Genomic DNA, 18,035 nt, shown 5'->3' with positions numbered 1-18,035 from the left:
TTGAATATATCATGGAGCGGCGATTTCAAGAAAAAGTGTTGGTTGCGGGCGGTGCAGGTTTTATTGGAAGTCACTTGTGTAACAGGTTGGTTCACGACGGCTATTCTGTTGTCTGTTTGGACAATCTGTATACAGGCAGTATGTCCAATATCGAAAAACTGATGGATTCTCCTCGTTTCGATTTCATCAAGCATGACGTTATTTTCCCGTATGAAATCAATGACATATCCATGGTATTCAACTTGGCATGTCCCGCTTCTCCCGTCCATTATCAGAGAAATGGTGTCTATACAACACGGACAGCGGTTGAGGGCACTATCAATATGCTCGAAATTGCGCGAAAAAACAAATGCCGGTTCTTGCAGGCTTCTACCAGTGAGGTTTATGGGGATCCGTCCGTAACTCCCCAATCTGAGACCTACTATGGCAATGTGCATACCGTAGGCGTAAGGTCTTGTTACGATGAAGGCAAGCGTTGTGCGGAGAGTTTATGTATGGACTATTACCGTGAGTATGGCGTAAAGGTGAAAATTATCCGTATTTTTAACACTTATGGCCCCAATATGGCTGTAAATGACGGGAGAGTTATGTCCAATTTCATCATGCAGGCATTGACGGACAAGCCATTGACAATTTATGGTACGGGCAAACAGACGCGCTCTTTCCAATATGTGGATGACTTGATAGAGGCGATGCTGAGGATGTCCGGTACACCTGACAATGTTACAGGGCCAGTCAATATCGGTAATCCCGATGAAAGAACTATTGAGGATATAGCTGATTGCATAAAGGCACTAACACATTCAAAGTCAGCATTGGCCTATGCTCCCCGGCCGGTTGATGATCCCTGCCACAGGTGTCCGGATATAAGTTTAGCAAAGAATATGCTTTCAGGCTGGGAGCCAAAAGTGGGGCTGCATGAAGGAATACAAAAGACTGTCGAATATTTCAAACACAAGGCTGCCCAATGAAGAAGGAATATGACTATCTTTTAGTTGGAGCAGGCTTGTTTAATGCTGTCTTTGCCCAACAAGCAAAATTGCACGGGAAGCGATGTCTTGTTATAGACAAGCGTTCGCATCTTGGAGGCAATGTTTATTGTGAGAATATTGAAGGCATCACTGTACATAAATATGGGCCGCACATATTTCATACCAGCAACAAGGAGGTGTGGGATTACGTCAACTCCTTTGTGCCTTTTAATCGTTTTACTTTAAATACCATTACTTATTATAAAGGTAGAATATTCAATTTGCCCTTTAACATGAACACTTTCCATCAGATGTGGGGCGTGGTCAGGCCAGAAGAAGCAATGGCAAAAATTCTGCAACAAATAGGCGATATGGGTAGTCATGCTGCGCCCTCTAATCTGGAGGAACAAGCCATTGCATTAGTGGGCAATGATATTTACGAGACATTGATAAAGGGTTACACTGAAAAGCAATGGGGTAAACCATGTTCTGAACTACCAGCATTCATCATTAAACGCCTTCCTGTACGCTTTACGTATGACAACAACTATTTCAACGACTGTTACCAAGGCATACCCGAGGGCGGCTACAACCAGTTAATTGATGCCCTATTGGATGGCATAAAGTGTAAAACCAATTGTAACTACTTTAAGAATAAGGACTATTTTGACAGACTTGCGTCTGTACTGGTTTATTCAGGTTCTATTGACAAATACTTTGGCTATCAATTAGGGCATCTTTCATATAGAAGTCTCAGGTTTGACAATGAAATCATTCATAATAGCAATTATCAAGGAAATGCCATTGTGAATTATACGGATTTTGAAATACCTTATACAAGAATCGTTGAGCATAAGCACTTTGATATCAACAATAAGGAAGTGATAAACTCTAACTGCTCAGTTATCACGCGAGAATATCCCGTGATACGACCTTCGAACTCAAATAGTGAACCGTATTATCCAATAAATGATGATGTAAATAATAAGTTGCATGACGCATATAAGGAACTTGCCATAACTGAGAGGAATGTTATATTTGGTGGACGACTGGCTGAATACAAGTACCTAGATATGCACCAGGTAATTGAGCGGGCATTAACATATTGGAAAAATAAATGTAGCTAATAATATAAAGCTATGACAGAATATATCACACCAGAACATGTGTTGAGCAATCTTGCAAATTTACCTCAGTTAGTTTTTGAGGTAACAGATGCATGTAATTTGAAATGTAAATACTGTGCATATGGAGAATTTTATGGTGATTTCGACAAAAGAGAAAATAAAATGTTGTCAGTGTCTCAAGCTATTCGCCTGTTTGATTATCTCAATCAATATTGGAATTCGGAGCGGAACACGTCACCAGAGAGTTTTATGTACATCTCATTCTATGGGGGTGAACCGCTGATGAATTTCAACTTTATCAAAGAAATAGTTGAATATGTAGAAACACGATTGGTCTGTCCTCGCAGGAAGTTTCTGTTTTCCATGACAACCAATGCAATTCTTCTGCATCGATACATGGATTATCTTGTCGAACATGATTTCCATATTCTCATCAGTCTTGATGGAAATGAAAAAAATGACAGCTATAGAGTGGACCATCATGGCAACAGTAGTTTTGAGCGGGTCGTGAAAAACGTAGATTTACTACGTGAAAAGCATTCCGGCTACTTTGACAAAAATATAAGTTTCAACTCCGTATTTCATAATCGGAGTACAGTAGAGGAGGTTTATAGATTTTTCAAAGACAGATACGGTAAGATACCAACGATTAGTGAACTAAACAACTCTGGTATCCGTCCCGAAAAAATAGAGGAGTTCAATTACACATATAGGAATTCAGAGGAAAGTCTTCATCAGTCAGAACACTATGAGGAGATTGAGAAAGACTTGTTCATTGGTATAAGCAGCTATAAGAGCTTAGCCCTATATCTTCATCAGTATAGCGGCAACTATTATCGTGATTATACAGATTTGCTTTTTGATAAGGAACATATTAAGTATATTCCGACCGGAACTTGTTTGCCATTTTCAAAAAAAATGTTTGTAACGGTTAATGGCAAGATTCTCCCATGTGAGAGGATAGGACATCAATTCGGACTTGGGTATGTTACAGGAACTAGCATAGAGTTAGATCCTGTAGGAATTGCACGGAAATATAATGAGTATTATCATAAGATGGAAAGCCAATGTTCTCATTGCAAAAACAGACCTTCATGCATACAATGTCTTTTCAATCTCAAGGATGTCGACAATAAGCCTGTATGTTATGGCTTTATGAACGATACTATGATGGAGCTATTTAAGCAACAGCAGTTTCAATTTATACGTGAACATCCAGAGGTATATCGTGAGATTATGGAAAAAATCATAACGCTATAGTTAAAAGCGTAACTATACGTTCAATTCACTCAATTATTAACATTTTAAACTAAAAATTTTATGAAAATCAAACGTTTCAAACTAAATGCTCTTTCCGCAGAGGGGCTGCGACAAAAGGAGATGAATGCCATCATTGGCGGTAACTCATGTGGTTGCAGTTGTGCATATGCAAATAGTGGCGGATCAAGCACAAGTGCAAACATGTCTGCCAATTACGGCTATGACACAAGTTCGTCCTATGGGTGCAACCAGGTTACAAAGGATGACTATGGATTAGGAGTTGTAATTCAGAATCATGCTTAAGGTGGGTTCTATTAATTACCACTGAAACCAAATCATTAAATCATGGATTACGTTTTGCCATCTTTCGGACTCTCTTCGGCTTAAATTGTCCGTTCACTCAGTCGTTATGCCCGCATAACTCCTTCGTTCACTTGCAATTTAACCTCGAAGATAGTATCGATATCTGACAAAGCTAATTAATAGAACCCACCTGAAATGACTATCTTAATGCCCCACAGGTTAACAGTCTATTTGCTTGCGGGGCATTTGAAGTCGCCCAAGACAATTGAAGCTTATGAAACGGATATTATTGACATTGATTATCGCGGCATGCCCCTGTCTGCTTTTTGCGCAGCCCAAAAGGAATGGATGCGTACCAGGCCGCGAGAAACGCGGTTACGACCAATGCATAGTGATCGACACCGCACGTGTACGGGTGCTCTACGCACTCAACGCCAAAGACATCAAGGACGAGAACACCTATATCGACCTCGGAAAACTGGAGGTGGGCAAACGGGTAAGCAAGTACAGCAGCGAGTTTCTTGATCTGTCAGACAAAGAAATCATCAAATGGAAAAAGGAGAAAGGTCATAAGGGGAATGTCCCCAAAAGCTTCTTCATGGGTGGTCAACGAGAGCATAAAGAACATTGGAGCGAACTGGTTTTCTCCGACTATATTATCCATGCAGGTCAGCTGAAGGAGTACGCCTGCTTTCCCTTATGGGCTGAACGTGATAACAGCAGCTACACGGAGCCTTACCCACAGATGAAATGGCAATTAGCGAATGAGCAGCAGACCATTCTAGGGCATCGATGCCAGAAAGCCACATGCCGCTTTCGCGGTCGTGACTTCGTAGCGTGGTTTGCCGCTGACGTACCCATCAAAGGAGGACCGTGGAAATTCGGAGGCTTGCCTGGCTGCATTCTCAAGGTATATGACGTGCAGAGATTATACGTATGGGAGGCCGTGGCCATTGAGCGTGGCACTTACAAGATATCCCAATACCCTGACAAGCTATATCCCAAATCCACTCGTAAGAGGGTCTGGCAGCTTCAGAACAAATACAATGAGGACTACTGGAATGCCATAGGCTGGATGAGCCAGGAAGGGAAAAGCAGGTCAAAAATAAAGAATTTCGAGCCTTTAGAAAAAGAGTAGATGAAAAGGTTAACGACCATCCTTGGCCTCCTCGTCATCGTGTGTGGCGGGTTAGCGGCGCAGACAATCATCGAAGGCACCGTACTTGACGCGCAGGGCAAGGCGGCAAATGCATATGTCACGGCGGCTGTCAAAGGTACGGAAACCACACTCAGCTTTGCAGACACGGACGACAAGGGATACTATAGACTGGAGATACAGGTCAACGCCGATTCGCTGACGGTGACGGCGGCAGGGCTGGCCGTCGGCCGGCAGTCAAGGACGGTAGCCAACCGCTCGCAGCGGCTGGACTTCCGGCTGAAGGATCAGGTGGTGCAGATTGAGGAGATCAGCGTCCGCGCACAGAAAATACGGCAGAGCGGCGACACAATCAACTACCTCGTGGGAGCCTACCAGCAGCAGGGCGACCGCACGATAGGCGACGTGCTGAAGCATATGCCGGGTATCGAGGTGTCTGAGGGCGGCGGTATCAAGTTCAACGGAAAGAGTATTACGAAGTTCTATGTAGAGGACATGGACCTGCTTCAAGGCCGTTACGGGCTGGCCACGAACAATGTCAACGCACAGGACGTGGCCACGGTACAGGTGCTGGAGAATCACCAGCCCGTGAAAGCACTACAGGGCCGCACGCAGACCGAAGATGTGGCTATCAATCTAAAGCTGAAAGATTCGGCCAAGGGGACAGCTGCCATCAACACTATGCTCGGTGGCGGTGTACAGCAGGCTGGCGGATGGGGGGTGGGAATGCGCCCGCTGTCAGACGGGCAGACCGCCATCGGACGAAATCCGCTATGGACAGCAGAGGTAGTGGGCATGTATTTTGCCAAACGGCGGCAGAACATGACGCTCTACAAGGGAAACAATACCGGTGAGGATGTGTCGAAGGAACTGTCATCATACTATTCCGGCATCAACAGCGTAGGACTTTTCCCTTTCTGTCCGATAGGTGCGGAAATGCCGTCGGGCAGTGGACTGCCGCAGAAACGCACGTTCGACAATCACTCGCACGTCGTGGCGATGAACCATCTGGAAAAAGTGGGCGGTGACACGGAACTGACCATGAATGTAGCATACCATCATGACCGCATCCGTCAGGAGGGCATATCAGAATCCGACCGGTTTTTCAGCGACAGCCAGCGCCTGCTGAGCAGTGAGACGTTGACTTCGGAGACGCATATAGACAACCTGAGCGCGAACCTGCGTTACTGCCGCAATGCAGAGAACGGGTTCACGGCCGATGTCATCAAGTTTGACGCTGGATGGAACAGCGACGACGTGTCAAGCCTGCTATCCTCAAGACTCACCGGGGCGCAGCCCGTGAACTATGGTGACAACAGCGTCAGTCAGCATTTCCACCGTCCCACCCTCTTGGTGAGTAACACGCTGAATATAATCCGCAATTATGGCAAGAATACGCTTGACCTGCACTTCTCGGCAGGCTATGCCCAACGCCCCAACACGCTCACGGTTGAGGTTGACTCGCTGCTACAGGCCACATCGGCACGCTATGAACAGGACTTGACATCGCGACATATCGCCGGGAACTTCCATACCAACTACGCGTATAACCCCGGTGCTTTCTCGCTGAACTATGGGATTATCGCCAATGCCAGCCTGCATGGTGTGCAGACTGATCTTGACGGTTTTGTTCCTCCGATGACGGACGGCGGACATGAGGCAGGACAGCCTTCCTTGCTGAATGATTTGTGGTATAATATCTATGAGCTGACCCTCGGCCAGCAATACAAGTTTGAGCAGATGGGCTGGCGACTTTCGCTCAGCTGTCCGTTAAACCTGTATACACAGACCCTTGACGACCGCATCCGCCACGACAAGCGCAGCTACACCCATCTGCTCGTCTCGCCTTCGTTGTCGGCAAGCTATGAATGGCGTGACTGGAGTGGCAACATCACTGCATCCTATTACAAGAATGTTGGCGATCCGGGCGGCATCTACAATGGCTACATCATGAACAACTACCGCTCGTTCCAGCGGTCGTATGTGGAGCAAATGTCAGAGACCGACCGGCTCGGAGCGGGCGCAACCATCGGCTATCGCAGTGCCATCAATGCCACCTTCTTCCGCATCAACGCCAACTACAGCCATACACGCGACAACCAGATCTATGGCTACAGCTACGAGGGTGCGACAAGTGTTATCCAGGCCGTAGACAAAAAGACTGCCACCGACAGTTACAGTCTCGGCTTTGATGGCAGCAAGGGGTTCGACCAGATGCAATCCAACATCCGTGCCTTCGGCGGTTATAGTTACAGCAAGGGTGAACGGCTTATCGCCTGGCAGCTCTATCCCTTTCACTCGCGCGTCATCAGTATTGGCGCAGGCGGCACCATCACCCCACTCCCATGGTTTAATATCGTCGTGAGCAGCGGCTATGCGTGGAACGTCTCGGCTACTGACAGCGGTAACGAAGACCTGGCACAAACCATGCGCACCGCCACCCAGCGCATCAAGCTGAATGCATATATCACCAAGCAGATTACTCTCACCACCACAGTCGAGGACAACTACAACAACTTAACTGCCGAGAACCGCCACGCTTGGTTCGGTGACCTTTTGGTCAAATACAAACTGAAGCATGTTGACTTAGAGCTACAGGCCAACAACCTTTTCAACCAACGTCAGTACACACGCGTCTATTACAGCGGCCTCGACATCTATAGCACCACCTCGCAGCTGCGACCCTTCAACATATTCGGGACGGTAAGATTCAAACTCCTATAGTATAGGGAAAAAAGAACCGAAGGCATGACTTCCTTAGCTATAGGCATCTTGGCTATAATAGGTATTTCTAAAGCATCATCAATAAGATGTAAAAGAAATATTTCGTATGATTCCTGATTCATATCTATCAGATAAGCTACAGGAAACGAATATAATAACTCACTTTAAAATATGCAAAGCAAGATATGCGGAGATTTCTTGATAATATAAACTTGAATATATAATGAAAAAATATTGGTTCTATCTTGAGTCATATATATATGTGAGCTTCAAGACAAATAAGATGCTGTTGTACGATACACATACAGGGCTAAGTACAATCGTAGAGTCACAGGAAGTAATAAATATTATTCGTGCAATCTATGCAGATGGAAACAGCGGCTCTGTGGAGTTGAGCCAAACTGATGTTGACAGCCCAATTGTCAAGGATTTTATAGACAAGGTCATATCAACTGGAATGGGAAATATACTGGAAAAGGGAAAACATCCAATGAAGCCTGTTATCCTACTGCCGATTCTTTCCTTGAATCTTGATGTGGAAAAAATCAGGGATAAGAAAAATGTAGACTTGTTTCTTGCCAGAAACATCAGCAAATATCTGTTGGATGTAAATATTGTCTTGAATAATTCGTGTCAGCAACAATGTCAGCACTGCCAGAACTATTGCAAACAATTCTTTTGCTGTAGCAAAGGAGATTCACAAGGGAGCTTATCACAAGACTCCTTAGTAACCCTGTTGCACCAAATAAGGTACTACCCTGTGCGTACAATAAATATTACCGGCGGCAACATCTATCAGTATCAAAGCTTGGAAGTTTTCAATATCGCCAACGAAAATGCAAAGAAAATCCTTAATTTTTATATACACTATTTGAACTATCAGGAAAACCTTTATGTTGACAAACAAAATGTTCATCTAATCATTAACGCTCCTGTAAACATGGACAGGCTTAATGAGGTATATGCTCTTATGAAAGAAAAAGAGGTGATGTTTCATCTTATTGTGGAGGATGATGACCAATATGATGAATTGGAGTTAGCAATGTCTAAACTCGGAATAGAGAATTTTGAAGTTCACCCGTATTATAATGGACAAAACATCCATTTTTTTGAAGAGAATGTGTATCTGTCAAAAGAAGACATTGTCGCCAAACGCATTTCCATGCGCGAGATATTCCGCAATCAGAAATTGAATGCTAATTCTTTTGGAAGCCTGTACATTCTTTCTAATGGAGAGATAAAGGCCAACATCAATGCAAAAACAATAGGAAACTTGAACAGAGACAGAATCATAGATGTCATCAACTATGAAATGATACAAAATACGGCATGGAGATGGACTCGCTCGGCAGAACCATGCGGTAGTTGCGTCTATCAGTATTTGTGTCCGCCACCATCTAATTACGAAAGGGTATTAAACAGGCAGAATTTGTGTCACGTCCATCTTTAAATTGATCATGTCATGCCAACAATAACAAATTTTATCAATCATTTGGCCATACAAATGGCTCTGATGTCTGACAAAAGTCTTTATCATGGAAGAATGGGAATTATTCTAGCTCTTTATTGCTATGGAGTAACTCACGATAATCGTTTTGTTTGTGATTATGCAAGAGACGTTCTCCAGACTTCTGATGACTACTGTGATGGAAACATAGGTATAGAAAATGGCCTTGCCGGTTTGGGACTTGGTTTCTCACTATTGTACAAGGCAGGAATGTTCAAGGACAATCTGAATGATTTGCTTTTTGATATAGACAAGAGAATCATGAGTGTAGATCCGAGGAGAATGGAAGATTTCTCCTTTCGGAAAGGTGCCTTGGGAATACTGTACTATATTAGGACAAGATTATCCATTATCGACCAAGAATGTATTTCTTTAAAAAATGATTATTTGAAAGAACTTGAAGCCAACATACAAAGACATTTTAACGGGGGTGTTGTGCAAAATTCATTGATAGATAGCCTGAGGCCACCTGTATGGAAAATGAAAGAATATTTAGGAAAAGATGCAGGCATAGATAACGGTAGTGCATATTATCTAATTAAGGGTTCATATGATAAAATATTTTCTTGTCAATAATGCCAGTCGGGCAGCGGCGTATGGGATAGGCACATACATCAAGCAGATAGCATTTTGTCTTCGAAACAGCCTGCCACAATACGAATTGTCCTTTCTTGACATCCATTCAGATGTGGGTGAATTTTCTATTAGCAAGGATGAAGAAGACAATCTGCATTATCGTATTCCTTCGGTTCGAGGTGACGATAATGCCATTGCCTATTATAGAAGTATTCTCTTCTTACTTAGCCCGTATGTGGGCGAAGAAGAAGTGGTGGTTTTTCATTTCAACTACAGTCTGCATTTTGACTTAATGAGACTTGTTAAGGCAAAGTACATGTTTTGCCGAATTGTCTATACCATACACTATTTTGATTGGTGTTTCAGCTTAGACGGCAATCTTACACGATTCAGAAAGCTAATTTGCGATGACGATATTGAAGATGTAATGAAAGAAAACATACGAAGCAATTATCAGCATGATAAACGTTTGCTCTCGATCTGTGATGACGTGATAGTCCTCTCTAAATTTACGTACAATTTACTCAGGAATGAATACAAAATGGATGGTTCAAAACTCCATCTTGTGTATAATGGAATGTATAAAGACGAGAAAATAATCCAACACAGCAATGTAAAAGGCATACAGAAAGAAATATTATTCGTTGGTCGTCTGGATAAAATCAAGGGCATTGAATACATCATCAAGGCATCCAAGATGATTATTGCCCATGATAAGACCATCCATTTAACTTTGGTCGGGGATGGCGATTTTAGTCGATATCTGGCACTTTGTGAAGGGATATGGGATAATATTACATTTACAGGAAAGCTATCTAAGGACAATTTGGAACAGTTTTATCATCGTGCTACAATTGGGGTACAACCCTCATTTCACGAGCAATGCAGTTATTCCGCCATAGAAATGATGGCTCACGGCATCCCCTTTATTGCAACAGATTCAACGGGATTAGGGGAGATGATGGATTATACTCCAGAGTGCTTAGTGCATATTGATGAGGAAAATTTTCAGCCAGATGAATTTGTGAAACAACTGGCAGATAAAATGACGGCCCTTATCTATAATGACCAGTTAAGAGAACATTCCTCTCTGAAATTGCTGCAACTTTTCCAAAAAAGGTATTGTGTTGATCATATGAAAAATTCTATAAAAAAAATATTTGCAGCTCCTACAACAAAAGTTGGTGAACTTTCAAAGGACTTCATGCCATATCTTGATAGCGAAGTTATTCGCCTCATTGCCCGAAGACCAGTACTTGATATGGATTATGTTGGCCTTACAGGCATAGGATGTTATTTGTGGTGGAGGATTGAAACTTTAAAAGGTGTAAAAGACAAGACCGAATTGTATACTTCTATGAAACTTCAAGAAAACTTGATATATTATATCGATTGGTTATATGATGTCATTGAGGAAGATAGAAAAAATGCTTTTTCTTCCCTCTTTGAACTTTCTCCTTTAAAGTGGTTGCTGAAAGGACTGAAGAATGCAGGCTTCTATAAAACAAGGGTAGAAAAAACCATCAAGCATATTCATGCTTTAGGGGTCAATTTGGGCATTGACCGTAATAAGTACATCAACAAAGCAGAACTTATGCAAACTGCACTGAAAATATACAATTTAAATCTATAAGTAATGAATTTAAGCAATACCTGTACTTTTATCATACCTCTTCGCATTGATAGTCATGAACGTCAGCGTAATCTTAATTTTGTCCTTGGTTGGTTAACACAGCTGAAGGCTAAGATTATCGTACTTGAGGCGGATGTGCAACCAAAAGTTGACAAGAGTTATTTTCATAAAAATATAGAATATATTTTTGTGAAGGATTCTAACCCTCTATTTCATCGTACCCATTATATCAATATGCTTTTGAAAAGGGCAGACAGAAAAATCGCCTCTATATGGGATACCGATGTAGTGACAGCATATCAACAAATCGGAGAGGCTGTCCAAAAAGTACAAGCAGGCTGTACACTTGTTTACCCTTATAGTGGTGAATTTGTTATGCTTTCTCCAGAACATAGTAATGAATTGATCAAGGAGGGCAACTTGTTGTTTTTGGAGGAACAAAATTTGAATCCTGTCTTTAATCGTCCGTTTTGTGGCGGTGCCTTTTTCGTGAACAGACAAAAGTACCTGGCACTGGGTGGGGAAAATGAACACTTTACTGGTTGGGGACCGGAAGATGTTGAGAGACTGAGACGAGTACAAATAATGGGACACCAGGTCAAATGGACTGAAAAAGGAAAAGCATATCATTTGTATCACCCCAGAAATGAAAACTCACGCTTCTTCGATGAGGAAACGGCCATTAAAACGAGAAAAGAGCTGGTGAAGGTATGCAGTATGAATAAAGAAGAATTATCAGAATACATAAAAACGTTTGCAGTATGAAAGACTTGACGATATGGATAACTTACCACAACGATCAGCAGATCAAGGAGTATGGTTTGGAAGAGGATGAAACCTTCCGTCTGTTCAAGGGAAATGACCTTTGCGCACAGGGTAAGAACATCAACCAACTCAACCAGTTCTATTCGGAACTGACGACGTTCTATTGGGTATGGAAAAATAAAATCTACAGCAAAGTTATCGGGTTCTGTCATTATCGCCGGATATTTACACATGTCATGGATATAGAGCCTGGTATATGCCAAGTCATGCGGATTGCAAATATGGGATATACAGTTGAACGGTATTACAGATTGGCCCATAATTATAATGACATGTATGACATCATCGAGATTCTGAATGAAAGGTACGGAACAGAAAATGCTTACTCCAAATATCTTCTGGAAGCCACCGTCTTTATTCCATTCTGTTGCTTTGTCATGTGCTATGAGGATTTTGAGGCGCTCTGTGAATTCTTGTTTCCCATCCTTTTTGCTTTCGACAGGAAAAACGGCCTGAACATGGATCCAAAGAACTATAGGCAAAAGGCTGAACGGGACTTCAGATATGATCAAGTAGACTACCAGCAGAGGGCAATTTCTTTTTTGGCAGAAAGAATAATCAGTGCCTATCTTGTGAACCACATGAAATTGGTAAGCGTGCAAACCCTTAATCAGTAAGGAAAAGGATGAATGTAAAACGCTTTCCACATTATCTCCAGCATGATGCGGCTGACTGTGGCCCCACGTCCTTGCGGATGATTGCAAAACATTACGGCAAAGAGTATTCTGCAGAAATGTTGCGCCAACATTGCTACATTTCCAGGGAAGGCGTTTCCATGCTCGGTATCAGTGATGCAGCAGAATATATTGGATTTCGAAGCATAGGAGTCCGTATTACTTTTGAGCAGCTGGCAAAAGAAGCTTTACTCCCATGTATCCTTCACTGGAATCAGAATCATTTTGTTGTTTGCTACAAAATAGAGAAAAAGCGTAAAGAAAAATACAACATATACATATCAGATCCTGCATCTCAGCGTTTGTGCTATACTAAAGAAGAGTTCCTGAAATGCTGGCTGAGCACGAAATCTGGCAATATGGATAAAGGGGCAGCCTTACTGCTTGAACCCGGTGTCGATTTTGGGAAACGGGAAGAAGAGGTGGATGCAAAAAAGCACAGCCTCTCTTTCTTCCTTAAATACTTTCTGCCCTATAAGGGGCAATTTGTACAGTTATTATTTGGAATGTTGGTGGGTAGTCTGTTGCAACTCATATTCCCTTTTTTGACACAGGCTATGGTAGACTGGGGTATTGGAGAGAAGAATCTCAGCCTGATAACGCTGGTTCTCATAGCTCAGCTAACTATCTTCCTGGCACAACTTTGTGTTGGATATATCCGTAGTTGGATTCTACTGCACGTTAATTCACGGATAGATATCTCGCTCATTTCCGACTTCCTTATCAAACTGATGAACATGCCCCTGCATTTCTTTGATACAAAACGTACAGGTGATATTATGCAGCGCATCGGTGATCATGGGCGCATCAAAAGTTTCTTGATGGGCAATTCTCTCAGTATCCTCTTCTCGTCAGCCAATTTTATTATCTTTGCCAGCATCTTGGCTTACTATAATATGAAGATTCTAACAATATTCCTGATAGGAAATACTTTCTATGTGTCATGGATCCTCTATTTCATGAAATACCGGCGGGAACTTGACATCAAGCGCTTCAATCAGGCATCGACAGAACAAAACAAGATTATCCAGCTTATACAGGGAATGCAGGATATCAAGCTCAACAATTGTGAAAAGCAAAAGAGGTGGGAATGGGAACGCGTGCAGGTAAACCTGTTCAATATTAGTGTACGCGGATTGACAATCGGACAGATACAGCAGGCGGGTACGGCGTTTTTTACACAATCAACGCATATCCTTATTTCATTCATTGCTGCAAGGGCCGTAGTAGAAGGACAGATGACACTCGGTATGATGATGTCGCTTACTTATATCATTGGTCAGATTTCAGCACCTATAGGTAACTTCATTGGCTTTGCCCAAGCATTGCAGGATGCCAAGATAAGCCTTGAGCGACTGAATGAGATACATGCACAGGAGGACGAGGAACAAGACATCGCCTTCAAGACCTCCATTCTGCCAAAAGACAAGAGCATTCGCATTGACCATCTGAGATTCAGCTATGATGGTTCAGAAAGGAACTATGCCCTGGATGATGTGAACCTTGTCATACCGGAGCATAAGGTTACAGCTATCGTTGGGGAAAGCGGTAGCGGTAAGACAACGCTCATCAAGCTTATGCAAGGTTTCTATCAGCCTAATAGTGGCAATATCAAAATAGGCAGTCTTAGTCTCAACACTATCAACCCTCATTTGTGGAGAAGCAAGACCGGAAGTGTGATGCAGGATAGTTTCATTTTTTCAGATACCATAGCCAATAATATTGCTTTGAATACGGATGATATCGACACGGAGCGATTATACCACGCAGCGGTGATGGCCAATGCCGATGAATTTATATCCGAACTGCCATTAGGCTACAATACCAAGATTGGAATGGAAGGTTCCGGTGTTAGCCAAGGACAACGTCAGCGGTTGTTGATATCGCGTGCCATCTACAAAAATCCTGAATACATCTTCTTTGACGAGGCGACCAATTCTTTGGATGCCACCAATGAGCGTGCCATTATGGATAATCTACATGAGTTTTATAGGGGAAAGACGGTCGTGATTGCGGCCCATCGGTTGAGTACGGTGAAAGATGCGGACCAGATAGTGGTAATGAAGCAAGGGCATATCGTGGAAATAGGTACACACGAGGAACTTGTTGAAAAACGGGGAGATTATTATACATTGGTTAAAAATCAGTTGGAGTTGGGCCAATAATGGAAAAAAGACAGCAATTGCCAAATATAGAACTGCGCAGCGAGGAAGTGCAGGAACTGATGGGGAAAATTCCGCCAGCTATTTTGCGTGTGGGAATTTCTGTCATCCTCAGTTTTGTTTTGCTCGTGTTCACAGCCAGTTATTTCATAAAATACCCTAATACAGTAACCATCCCTATTGTGGCAAAAAATGTCAATCTTATGACAGAAGTCAAAGCTACATGTTCCGGCCAAATTATTGATCTGAATGTGAAATCCGGACATATACATAAGGGCGACACCTTATTGAAAATTGCCATCAGCCATGAAGATAAAGCTGGTATACTATCTATAGAATCTCCTCTCTCCGGAAGCGTCCGCCCTTGTGGTATATTTCAAGAAAACGATTATGTGAATGAGGGAGAAGGGCTTTTTTTTGTTGTGGACTCCATCAGGAAGAAGATTATCGCCAAAGCATCAATTCCTGTTGGCTTGAAAAAGAAAGTTACAATTGGGATGTCTGTTGAATCAAGCATAAACGATATAGCTTTGAAAGGAAAAGTAACTTCAATTGCAGAGTACGCAAATCCAAATAACGGTACATACGCTATAACCTTGGAATTCGCAACACCACGAGAGCTGGCAAGCTCAATAGTTTGGAATGTACATACGGATGCAAAGCTGATAATAACAGAGCGGACAATTTTTGAGAACTTTTTCAAGGATAAAATTATGAACTTTCAAAATAAGTAATAATAGAGAGTGCTTATGACCAATAGAGAAGTTATTCTTCTGTCTACACATTTTGTTGATGGATCTGTGATAAAAAAATACAGAAGATTAAATAGCGAACTGGACAAAAAAAGGTATGCCGTCATACTTCTTGTGAATATGGAAGAAGGAGAATCATGGGAAATTCCTGATGACATTACATGTTATTTTACTGATGGCAACTCCATAAATGAATTGGGCTATAATCCGATGGAAGAGACCTTACTCCCGGGGAGCTGTCATTTTCCTGTCCTACGCTTCTTCATCGACAATCCTTTATATAAGTTTTACTGGTTTATTGAATACGATGTGGAATTTACTGGAAACTGGTCCATCCTGATGGACGATTGTCATAAAAATCTACATGACTATGACTTTCTAAGTTGCCATGTTGAAAAATTTAATGCAGATAAGAACAGGAGTTGGCTCTGGTGGTATATGGGCAACAACTTACCTAATGATTTAAACAAATGTATAAAGGGATTTAATCCTATATGCAGATACTCAAAAGAGGCATTGGCATATTTGGATATTTGTCAGAAAAAGGGCTATTCGGCACATTCCGAAATTTTGATTACCACATGTCTATATCATGGTGGATTCAGGATTGGCGATTTTGGAGGGGATGGGGAATTTGTACCCGACGGGTTTATTCGGAAATTTTACATTCCACATAAAAATGCTGTAAATGATGGTACGATGCGGTATAGACCGGTTTATAGTTCTGAGGAGATTGAGAAATGCAACTTGCAGAATATGTTATTTCATCCCTTAAAGCATTAGAGTTAAAATCCAAATCATCGAAAGTATTTAGCCTTTTTGTCTTCGTGAAATTTTCTTTAGCAGCAGTACGCTGGAAACTGGATAATTCTCGCCACCCAACTTGTAAGGGTTGCGTCAAGCTGATTGCAATCCGATTGCGTATGGTTCTGAAAAAGCGAGACCTCTGCAAAACCATCCTAGAGATTCTTCATTTTTACCTGTCAATACATTAAAGTGATAAACAGCGGGATATTAGGTAAAAAACGGCAGCTAAAGCCTTGTTTCGTCTGGTATTCCTCCTTTATTTGAGAGAATTGGACACAATTATCCCAAGGGCTCGATAAAGACTATATGCCATAGCCTCCATCGTGTGCTGCGCATGCGTCTTTGATAGTCCCACATATCTTGCTACCCCTCCAAGAAACCACCTGCATATGGAACCAAAGGTGCGCTCGAACTTGTATCTAATCTTGCTGATGGCAACATTGACACGCTGCTGCCTTTTGGTAACCTTCTTACCCATGGTTCCCTTGTGCATGATGCGACTTTTAAGCTTCATCTTTCCGAGTGTCTTCCTGTTTTCTGCCGAATCGTAGCCTTTATCGGCATAGACAGGTGTCCCTTGTGGGAGGTCGGCTTTCTTCAAGGGCGTTTCAAGATACTTGATATCGCTCTCGTTGGCAGCCGTTGTCTCCTCGGCCAGAACCAACCCATTCTCATCAGTTACCGTATGACGCTTGTAGCTAAAGTGAAGCTTTCCCATCTTCTTTACCCAACGGGCTTCTGCATCTACATTGGATTTGACAACTTCCTTGAGCATTGCCTCTTGCGAGGTTTCTCGGCCGTCCTCCTCATGACGGTCTTCCACCACCTCATATTCCTTGCGCCCACGGGGACGACGAGGAGTGTCCGTAATGCTTGCGTCTACGATGGCACCGCGCTTGACGATAACACCTTTCTCTTCAAGCTGACGATTTATTTTACCCAGAACCGCATCGTATAGGTCGGCTTCCACCAGTGTGTTCCGAAAACGGCAGACTGTCGTGCTGTCGGGAGCAGCGTCTTCCATGCCCAAACCGACGAAACGACTGAAAGAGAGGCGGTCGTTCACTTGATCCTCAACCTCACCGTCACTCAGGCCATACCATGTACGCAGAAGTTCGGTCTTGAACAACACCAAGCTGTCATAACTCGGGCGACCCGTTGATTTATTGCCCTTGGTATAGGCGATTTCTATAATGCTTCGTATGGGAGTCCAGTCGATTATCTTGTCTATCTGGGAGAAGAAGGTCTGCTTGACCTTGCGCTGACCGAGGAGCAGCTCGGCAAGACTGGGAGAGGATGGCTTCTGTTTCATGATATAAAGGTAATAACTATTTCTGACATGAACAAATCCGTGGGTGATAGTTTTGCAGAGGTCTCAAAGCCTGTCGGTGTTTTTGTCCACTTTATAGAATATCGTTCGACATACCCCTTCCGCCTATTGATACAAATGCCCATGACTTCCTCCTTTGCTGGACGGAACGAGGTGGGCAGCTGTCGAACGAATCCTGCACCGGCATAGAGAAAGGCGCCAACCCTACATTGCTCTTGCCAATATCTA

General features: G+C 42.8%; 16 protein-coding genes. 14 read left to right on the top strand and 2 right to left on the bottom strand.

Translation table 11 applies throughout. From position 1 onward, the window contains the following. Window positions 1-11: 11 nt before the first annotated feature. The 14 genes from HMPREF6485_RS10390 (at window position 12) to HMPREF6485_RS10330 (ending at window position 16,453) form a co-directional block, all read left to right on the top strand. Window positions 12-971 carry a UDP-glucuronic acid decarboxylase family protein gene (locus tag HMPREF6485_RS10390; RefSeq protein WP_004346410.1) on the top strand — a complete coding sequence of 320 codons (960 nt, stop codon included), beginning with the start codon at window positions 12-14 and terminating at the stop codon, window positions 969-971. Beyond that, window positions 968-2,098 (top strand): UDP-galactopyranose mutase, encoded by a 1,131-nt coding sequence (gene glf, locus HMPREF6485_RS10385; RefSeq protein ID WP_004346409.1) that lies wholly within the window; start codon window positions 968-970, stop codon window positions 2,096-2,098. Before HMPREF6485_RS10390 ends, glf begins: the two co-directional genes overlap by 4 nt. Window positions 2,099-2,110: 12 nt before the next feature. After that, window positions 2,111-3,358, top strand: coding sequence for a radical SAM peptide maturase (locus HMPREF6485_RS10380; protein ID WP_004346408.1), 1,248 nt, complete (start codon window positions 2,111-2,113; stop codon window positions 3,356-3,358). 60 nt (window positions 3,359-3,418) lie between these two features. Beyond that, complete coding sequence (locus HMPREF6485_RS13695; RefSeq protein WP_082231322.1) at window positions 3,419-3,661, top strand: TIGR04149 family rSAM-modified RiPP; 243 nt, start codon at window positions 3,419-3,421, stop codon at window positions 3,659-3,661. A 274-nt stretch (window positions 3,662-3,935) separates the two neighbouring features. Then, complete coding sequence (locus tag HMPREF6485_RS10375; RefSeq protein WP_004346407.1) at window positions 3,936-4,799, top strand: GLPGLI family protein; 864 nt, start codon at window positions 3,936-3,938, stop codon at window positions 4,797-4,799. Then, window positions 4,800-7,541 (top strand): TonB-dependent receptor, encoded by a 2,742-nt coding sequence (locus HMPREF6485_RS10370; protein WP_004346406.1) that lies wholly within the window; start codon window positions 4,800-4,802, stop codon window positions 7,539-7,541. A 223-nt stretch (window positions 7,542-7,764) separates the two neighbouring features. Beyond that, window positions 7,765-8,991: a TIGR04150 pseudo-rSAM protein gene (locus HMPREF6485_RS10365; RefSeq protein ID WP_004346405.1), complete on the top strand. Its 1,227-nt coding sequence runs from the start codon at window positions 7,765-7,767 to the stop codon at window positions 8,989-8,991. 12 nt (window positions 8,992-9,003) lie between these two features. Further along, complete coding sequence (locus tag HMPREF6485_RS10360) at window positions 9,004-9,624, top strand: lanthionine synthetase LanC family protein (protein WP_004346404.1); 621 nt, start codon at window positions 9,004-9,006, stop codon at window positions 9,622-9,624. Next, complete coding sequence (locus HMPREF6485_RS10355; protein WP_004346403.1) at window positions 9,599-11,257, top strand: glycosyltransferase; 1,659 nt, start codon at window positions 9,599-9,601, stop codon at window positions 11,255-11,257. The genes HMPREF6485_RS10360 and HMPREF6485_RS10355 overlap by 26 nt, the downstream gene beginning before the upstream one ends. A gap of 3 nt (window positions 11,258-11,260) precedes the next feature. Next, on the top strand, window positions 11,261-12,022 hold the full coding sequence (locus HMPREF6485_RS10350) for a galactosyltransferase-related protein (RefSeq protein WP_004346401.1): 762 nt from the start codon (window positions 11,261-11,263) through the stop codon (window positions 12,020-12,022). Then, window positions 12,019-12,699, top strand: a complete 681-nt coding sequence (locus HMPREF6485_RS10345; RefSeq protein ID WP_004346399.1) for a DUF4422 domain-containing protein — start codon at window positions 12,019-12,021, stop codon at window positions 12,697-12,699. The genes HMPREF6485_RS10350 and HMPREF6485_RS10345 overlap by 4 nt, the downstream gene beginning before the upstream one ends. An 8-nt stretch (window positions 12,700-12,707) precedes the next feature. Continuing rightward, a complete protein-coding gene (locus HMPREF6485_RS10340) occupies window positions 12,708-14,921 on the top strand; it encodes a peptidase domain-containing ABC transporter (protein WP_044126063.1) in 2,214 nt (737 codons plus the stop codon). Next, window positions 14,921-15,652 (top strand): HlyD family efflux transporter periplasmic adaptor subunit, encoded by a 732-nt coding sequence (locus HMPREF6485_RS10335; protein ID WP_004346395.1) that lies wholly within the window; start codon window positions 14,921-14,923, stop codon window positions 15,650-15,652. Before HMPREF6485_RS10340 ends, HMPREF6485_RS10335 begins: the two co-directional genes overlap by 1 nt. Before the next feature lie 15 nt (window positions 15,653-15,667). Beyond that, window positions 15,668-16,453 carry a hypothetical protein gene (locus HMPREF6485_RS10330; RefSeq protein ID WP_004346393.1) on the top strand — a complete coding sequence of 262 codons (786 nt, stop codon included), beginning with the start codon at window positions 15,668-15,670 and terminating at the stop codon, window positions 16,451-16,453. 280 nt (window positions 16,454-16,733) lie between these two features. Here the strand turns inward: HMPREF6485_RS10330 and HMPREF6485_RS10325 are convergent, their stop codons facing one another. Both HMPREF6485_RS10325 and HMPREF6485_RS14245 read right to left on the bottom strand, forming a co-directional pair. Continuing rightward, entirely contained in the window at window positions 16,734-17,789 is a 1,056-nt protein-coding gene (locus tag HMPREF6485_RS10325) for an IS5 family transposase (protein ID WP_004346391.1), read from the bottom strand. After that, window positions 17,786-18,035 (bottom strand): hypothetical protein (locus HMPREF6485_RS14245; protein WP_004346388.1); only part of this gene is annotated, 250 nt, incomplete at its 5' end. The genes HMPREF6485_RS14245 and HMPREF6485_RS10325, both read right to left, overlap by 4 nt.

Origin of the sequence: Segatella buccae ATCC 33574, from assembly GCF_000184945.1 — a bacterium.
GTDB lineage: Bacteria > Bacteroidota > Bacteroidia > Bacteroidales > Bacteroidaceae > Prevotella > Prevotella buccae.
This window is presented reverse-complemented; position numbering and strand designations above follow the sequence as displayed.

What these genes read in the sequence shown, in the direction of transcription:
- HMPREF6485_RS13695 (WP_082231322.1), top strand. Translation starts at nt 3,419, where the DNA reads ATGAAAATCAAACGTTTCAAACTAAATGCTCTTTCCGCAGAGGGGCTG.
- HMPREF6485_RS10345 (WP_004346399.1), top strand. Translation starts at nt 12,019, where the DNA reads ATGAAAGACTTGACGATATGGATAACTTACCACAACGATCAGCAGATC.
- HMPREF6485_RS10350 (WP_004346401.1), top strand. Translation starts at nt 11,261, where the DNA reads ATGAATTTAAGCAATACCTGTACTTTTATCATACCTCTTCGCATTGAT.
- HMPREF6485_RS10325 (WP_004346391.1), bottom strand. Translation starts at nt 17,789, where the DNA reads ATGAAACAGAAGCCATCCTCTCCCAGTCTTGCCGAGCTGCTCCTCGGT.
- HMPREF6485_RS10370 (WP_004346406.1), top strand. Translation starts at nt 4,800, where the DNA reads ATGAAAAGGTTAACGACCATCCTTGGCCTCCTCGTCATCGTGTGTGGC.
- HMPREF6485_RS10365 (WP_004346405.1), top strand. Translation starts at nt 7,765, where the DNA reads ATGAAAAAATATTGGTTCTATCTTGAGTCATATATATATGTGAGCTTC.
- HMPREF6485_RS10360 (WP_004346404.1), top strand. Translation starts at nt 9,004, where the DNA reads ATGCCAACAATAACAAATTTTATCAATCATTTGGCCATACAAATGGCT.
- HMPREF6485_RS10335 (WP_004346395.1), top strand. Translation starts at nt 14,921, where the DNA reads ATGGAAAAAAGACAGCAATTGCCAAATATAGAACTGCGCAGCGAGGAA.
- HMPREF6485_RS10380 (WP_004346408.1), top strand. Translation starts at nt 2,111, where the DNA reads ATGACAGAATATATCACACCAGAACATGTGTTGAGCAATCTTGCAAAT.
- HMPREF6485_RS10330 (WP_004346393.1), top strand. Translation starts at nt 15,668, where the DNA reads ATGACCAATAGAGAAGTTATTCTTCTGTCTACACATTTTGTTGATGGA.
- glf (WP_004346409.1), top strand. Translation starts at nt 968, where the DNA reads ATGAAGAAGGAATATGACTATCTTTTAGTTGGAGCAGGCTTGTTTAAT.
- HMPREF6485_RS10375 (WP_004346407.1), top strand. Translation starts at nt 3,936, where the DNA reads ATGAAACGGATATTATTGACATTGATTATCGCGGCATGCCCCTGTCTG.
- HMPREF6485_RS10340 (WP_044126063.1), top strand. Translation starts at nt 12,708, where the DNA reads ATGAATGTAAAACGCTTTCCACATTATCTCCAGCATGATGCGGCTGAC.
- HMPREF6485_RS10390 (WP_004346410.1), top strand. Translation starts at nt 12, where the DNA reads ATGGAGCGGCGATTTCAAGAAAAAGTGTTGGTTGCGGGCGGTGCAGGT.
- HMPREF6485_RS10355 (WP_004346403.1), top strand. Translation starts at nt 9,599, where the DNA reads ATGATAAAATATTTTCTTGTCAATAATGCCAGTCGGGCAGCGGCGTAT.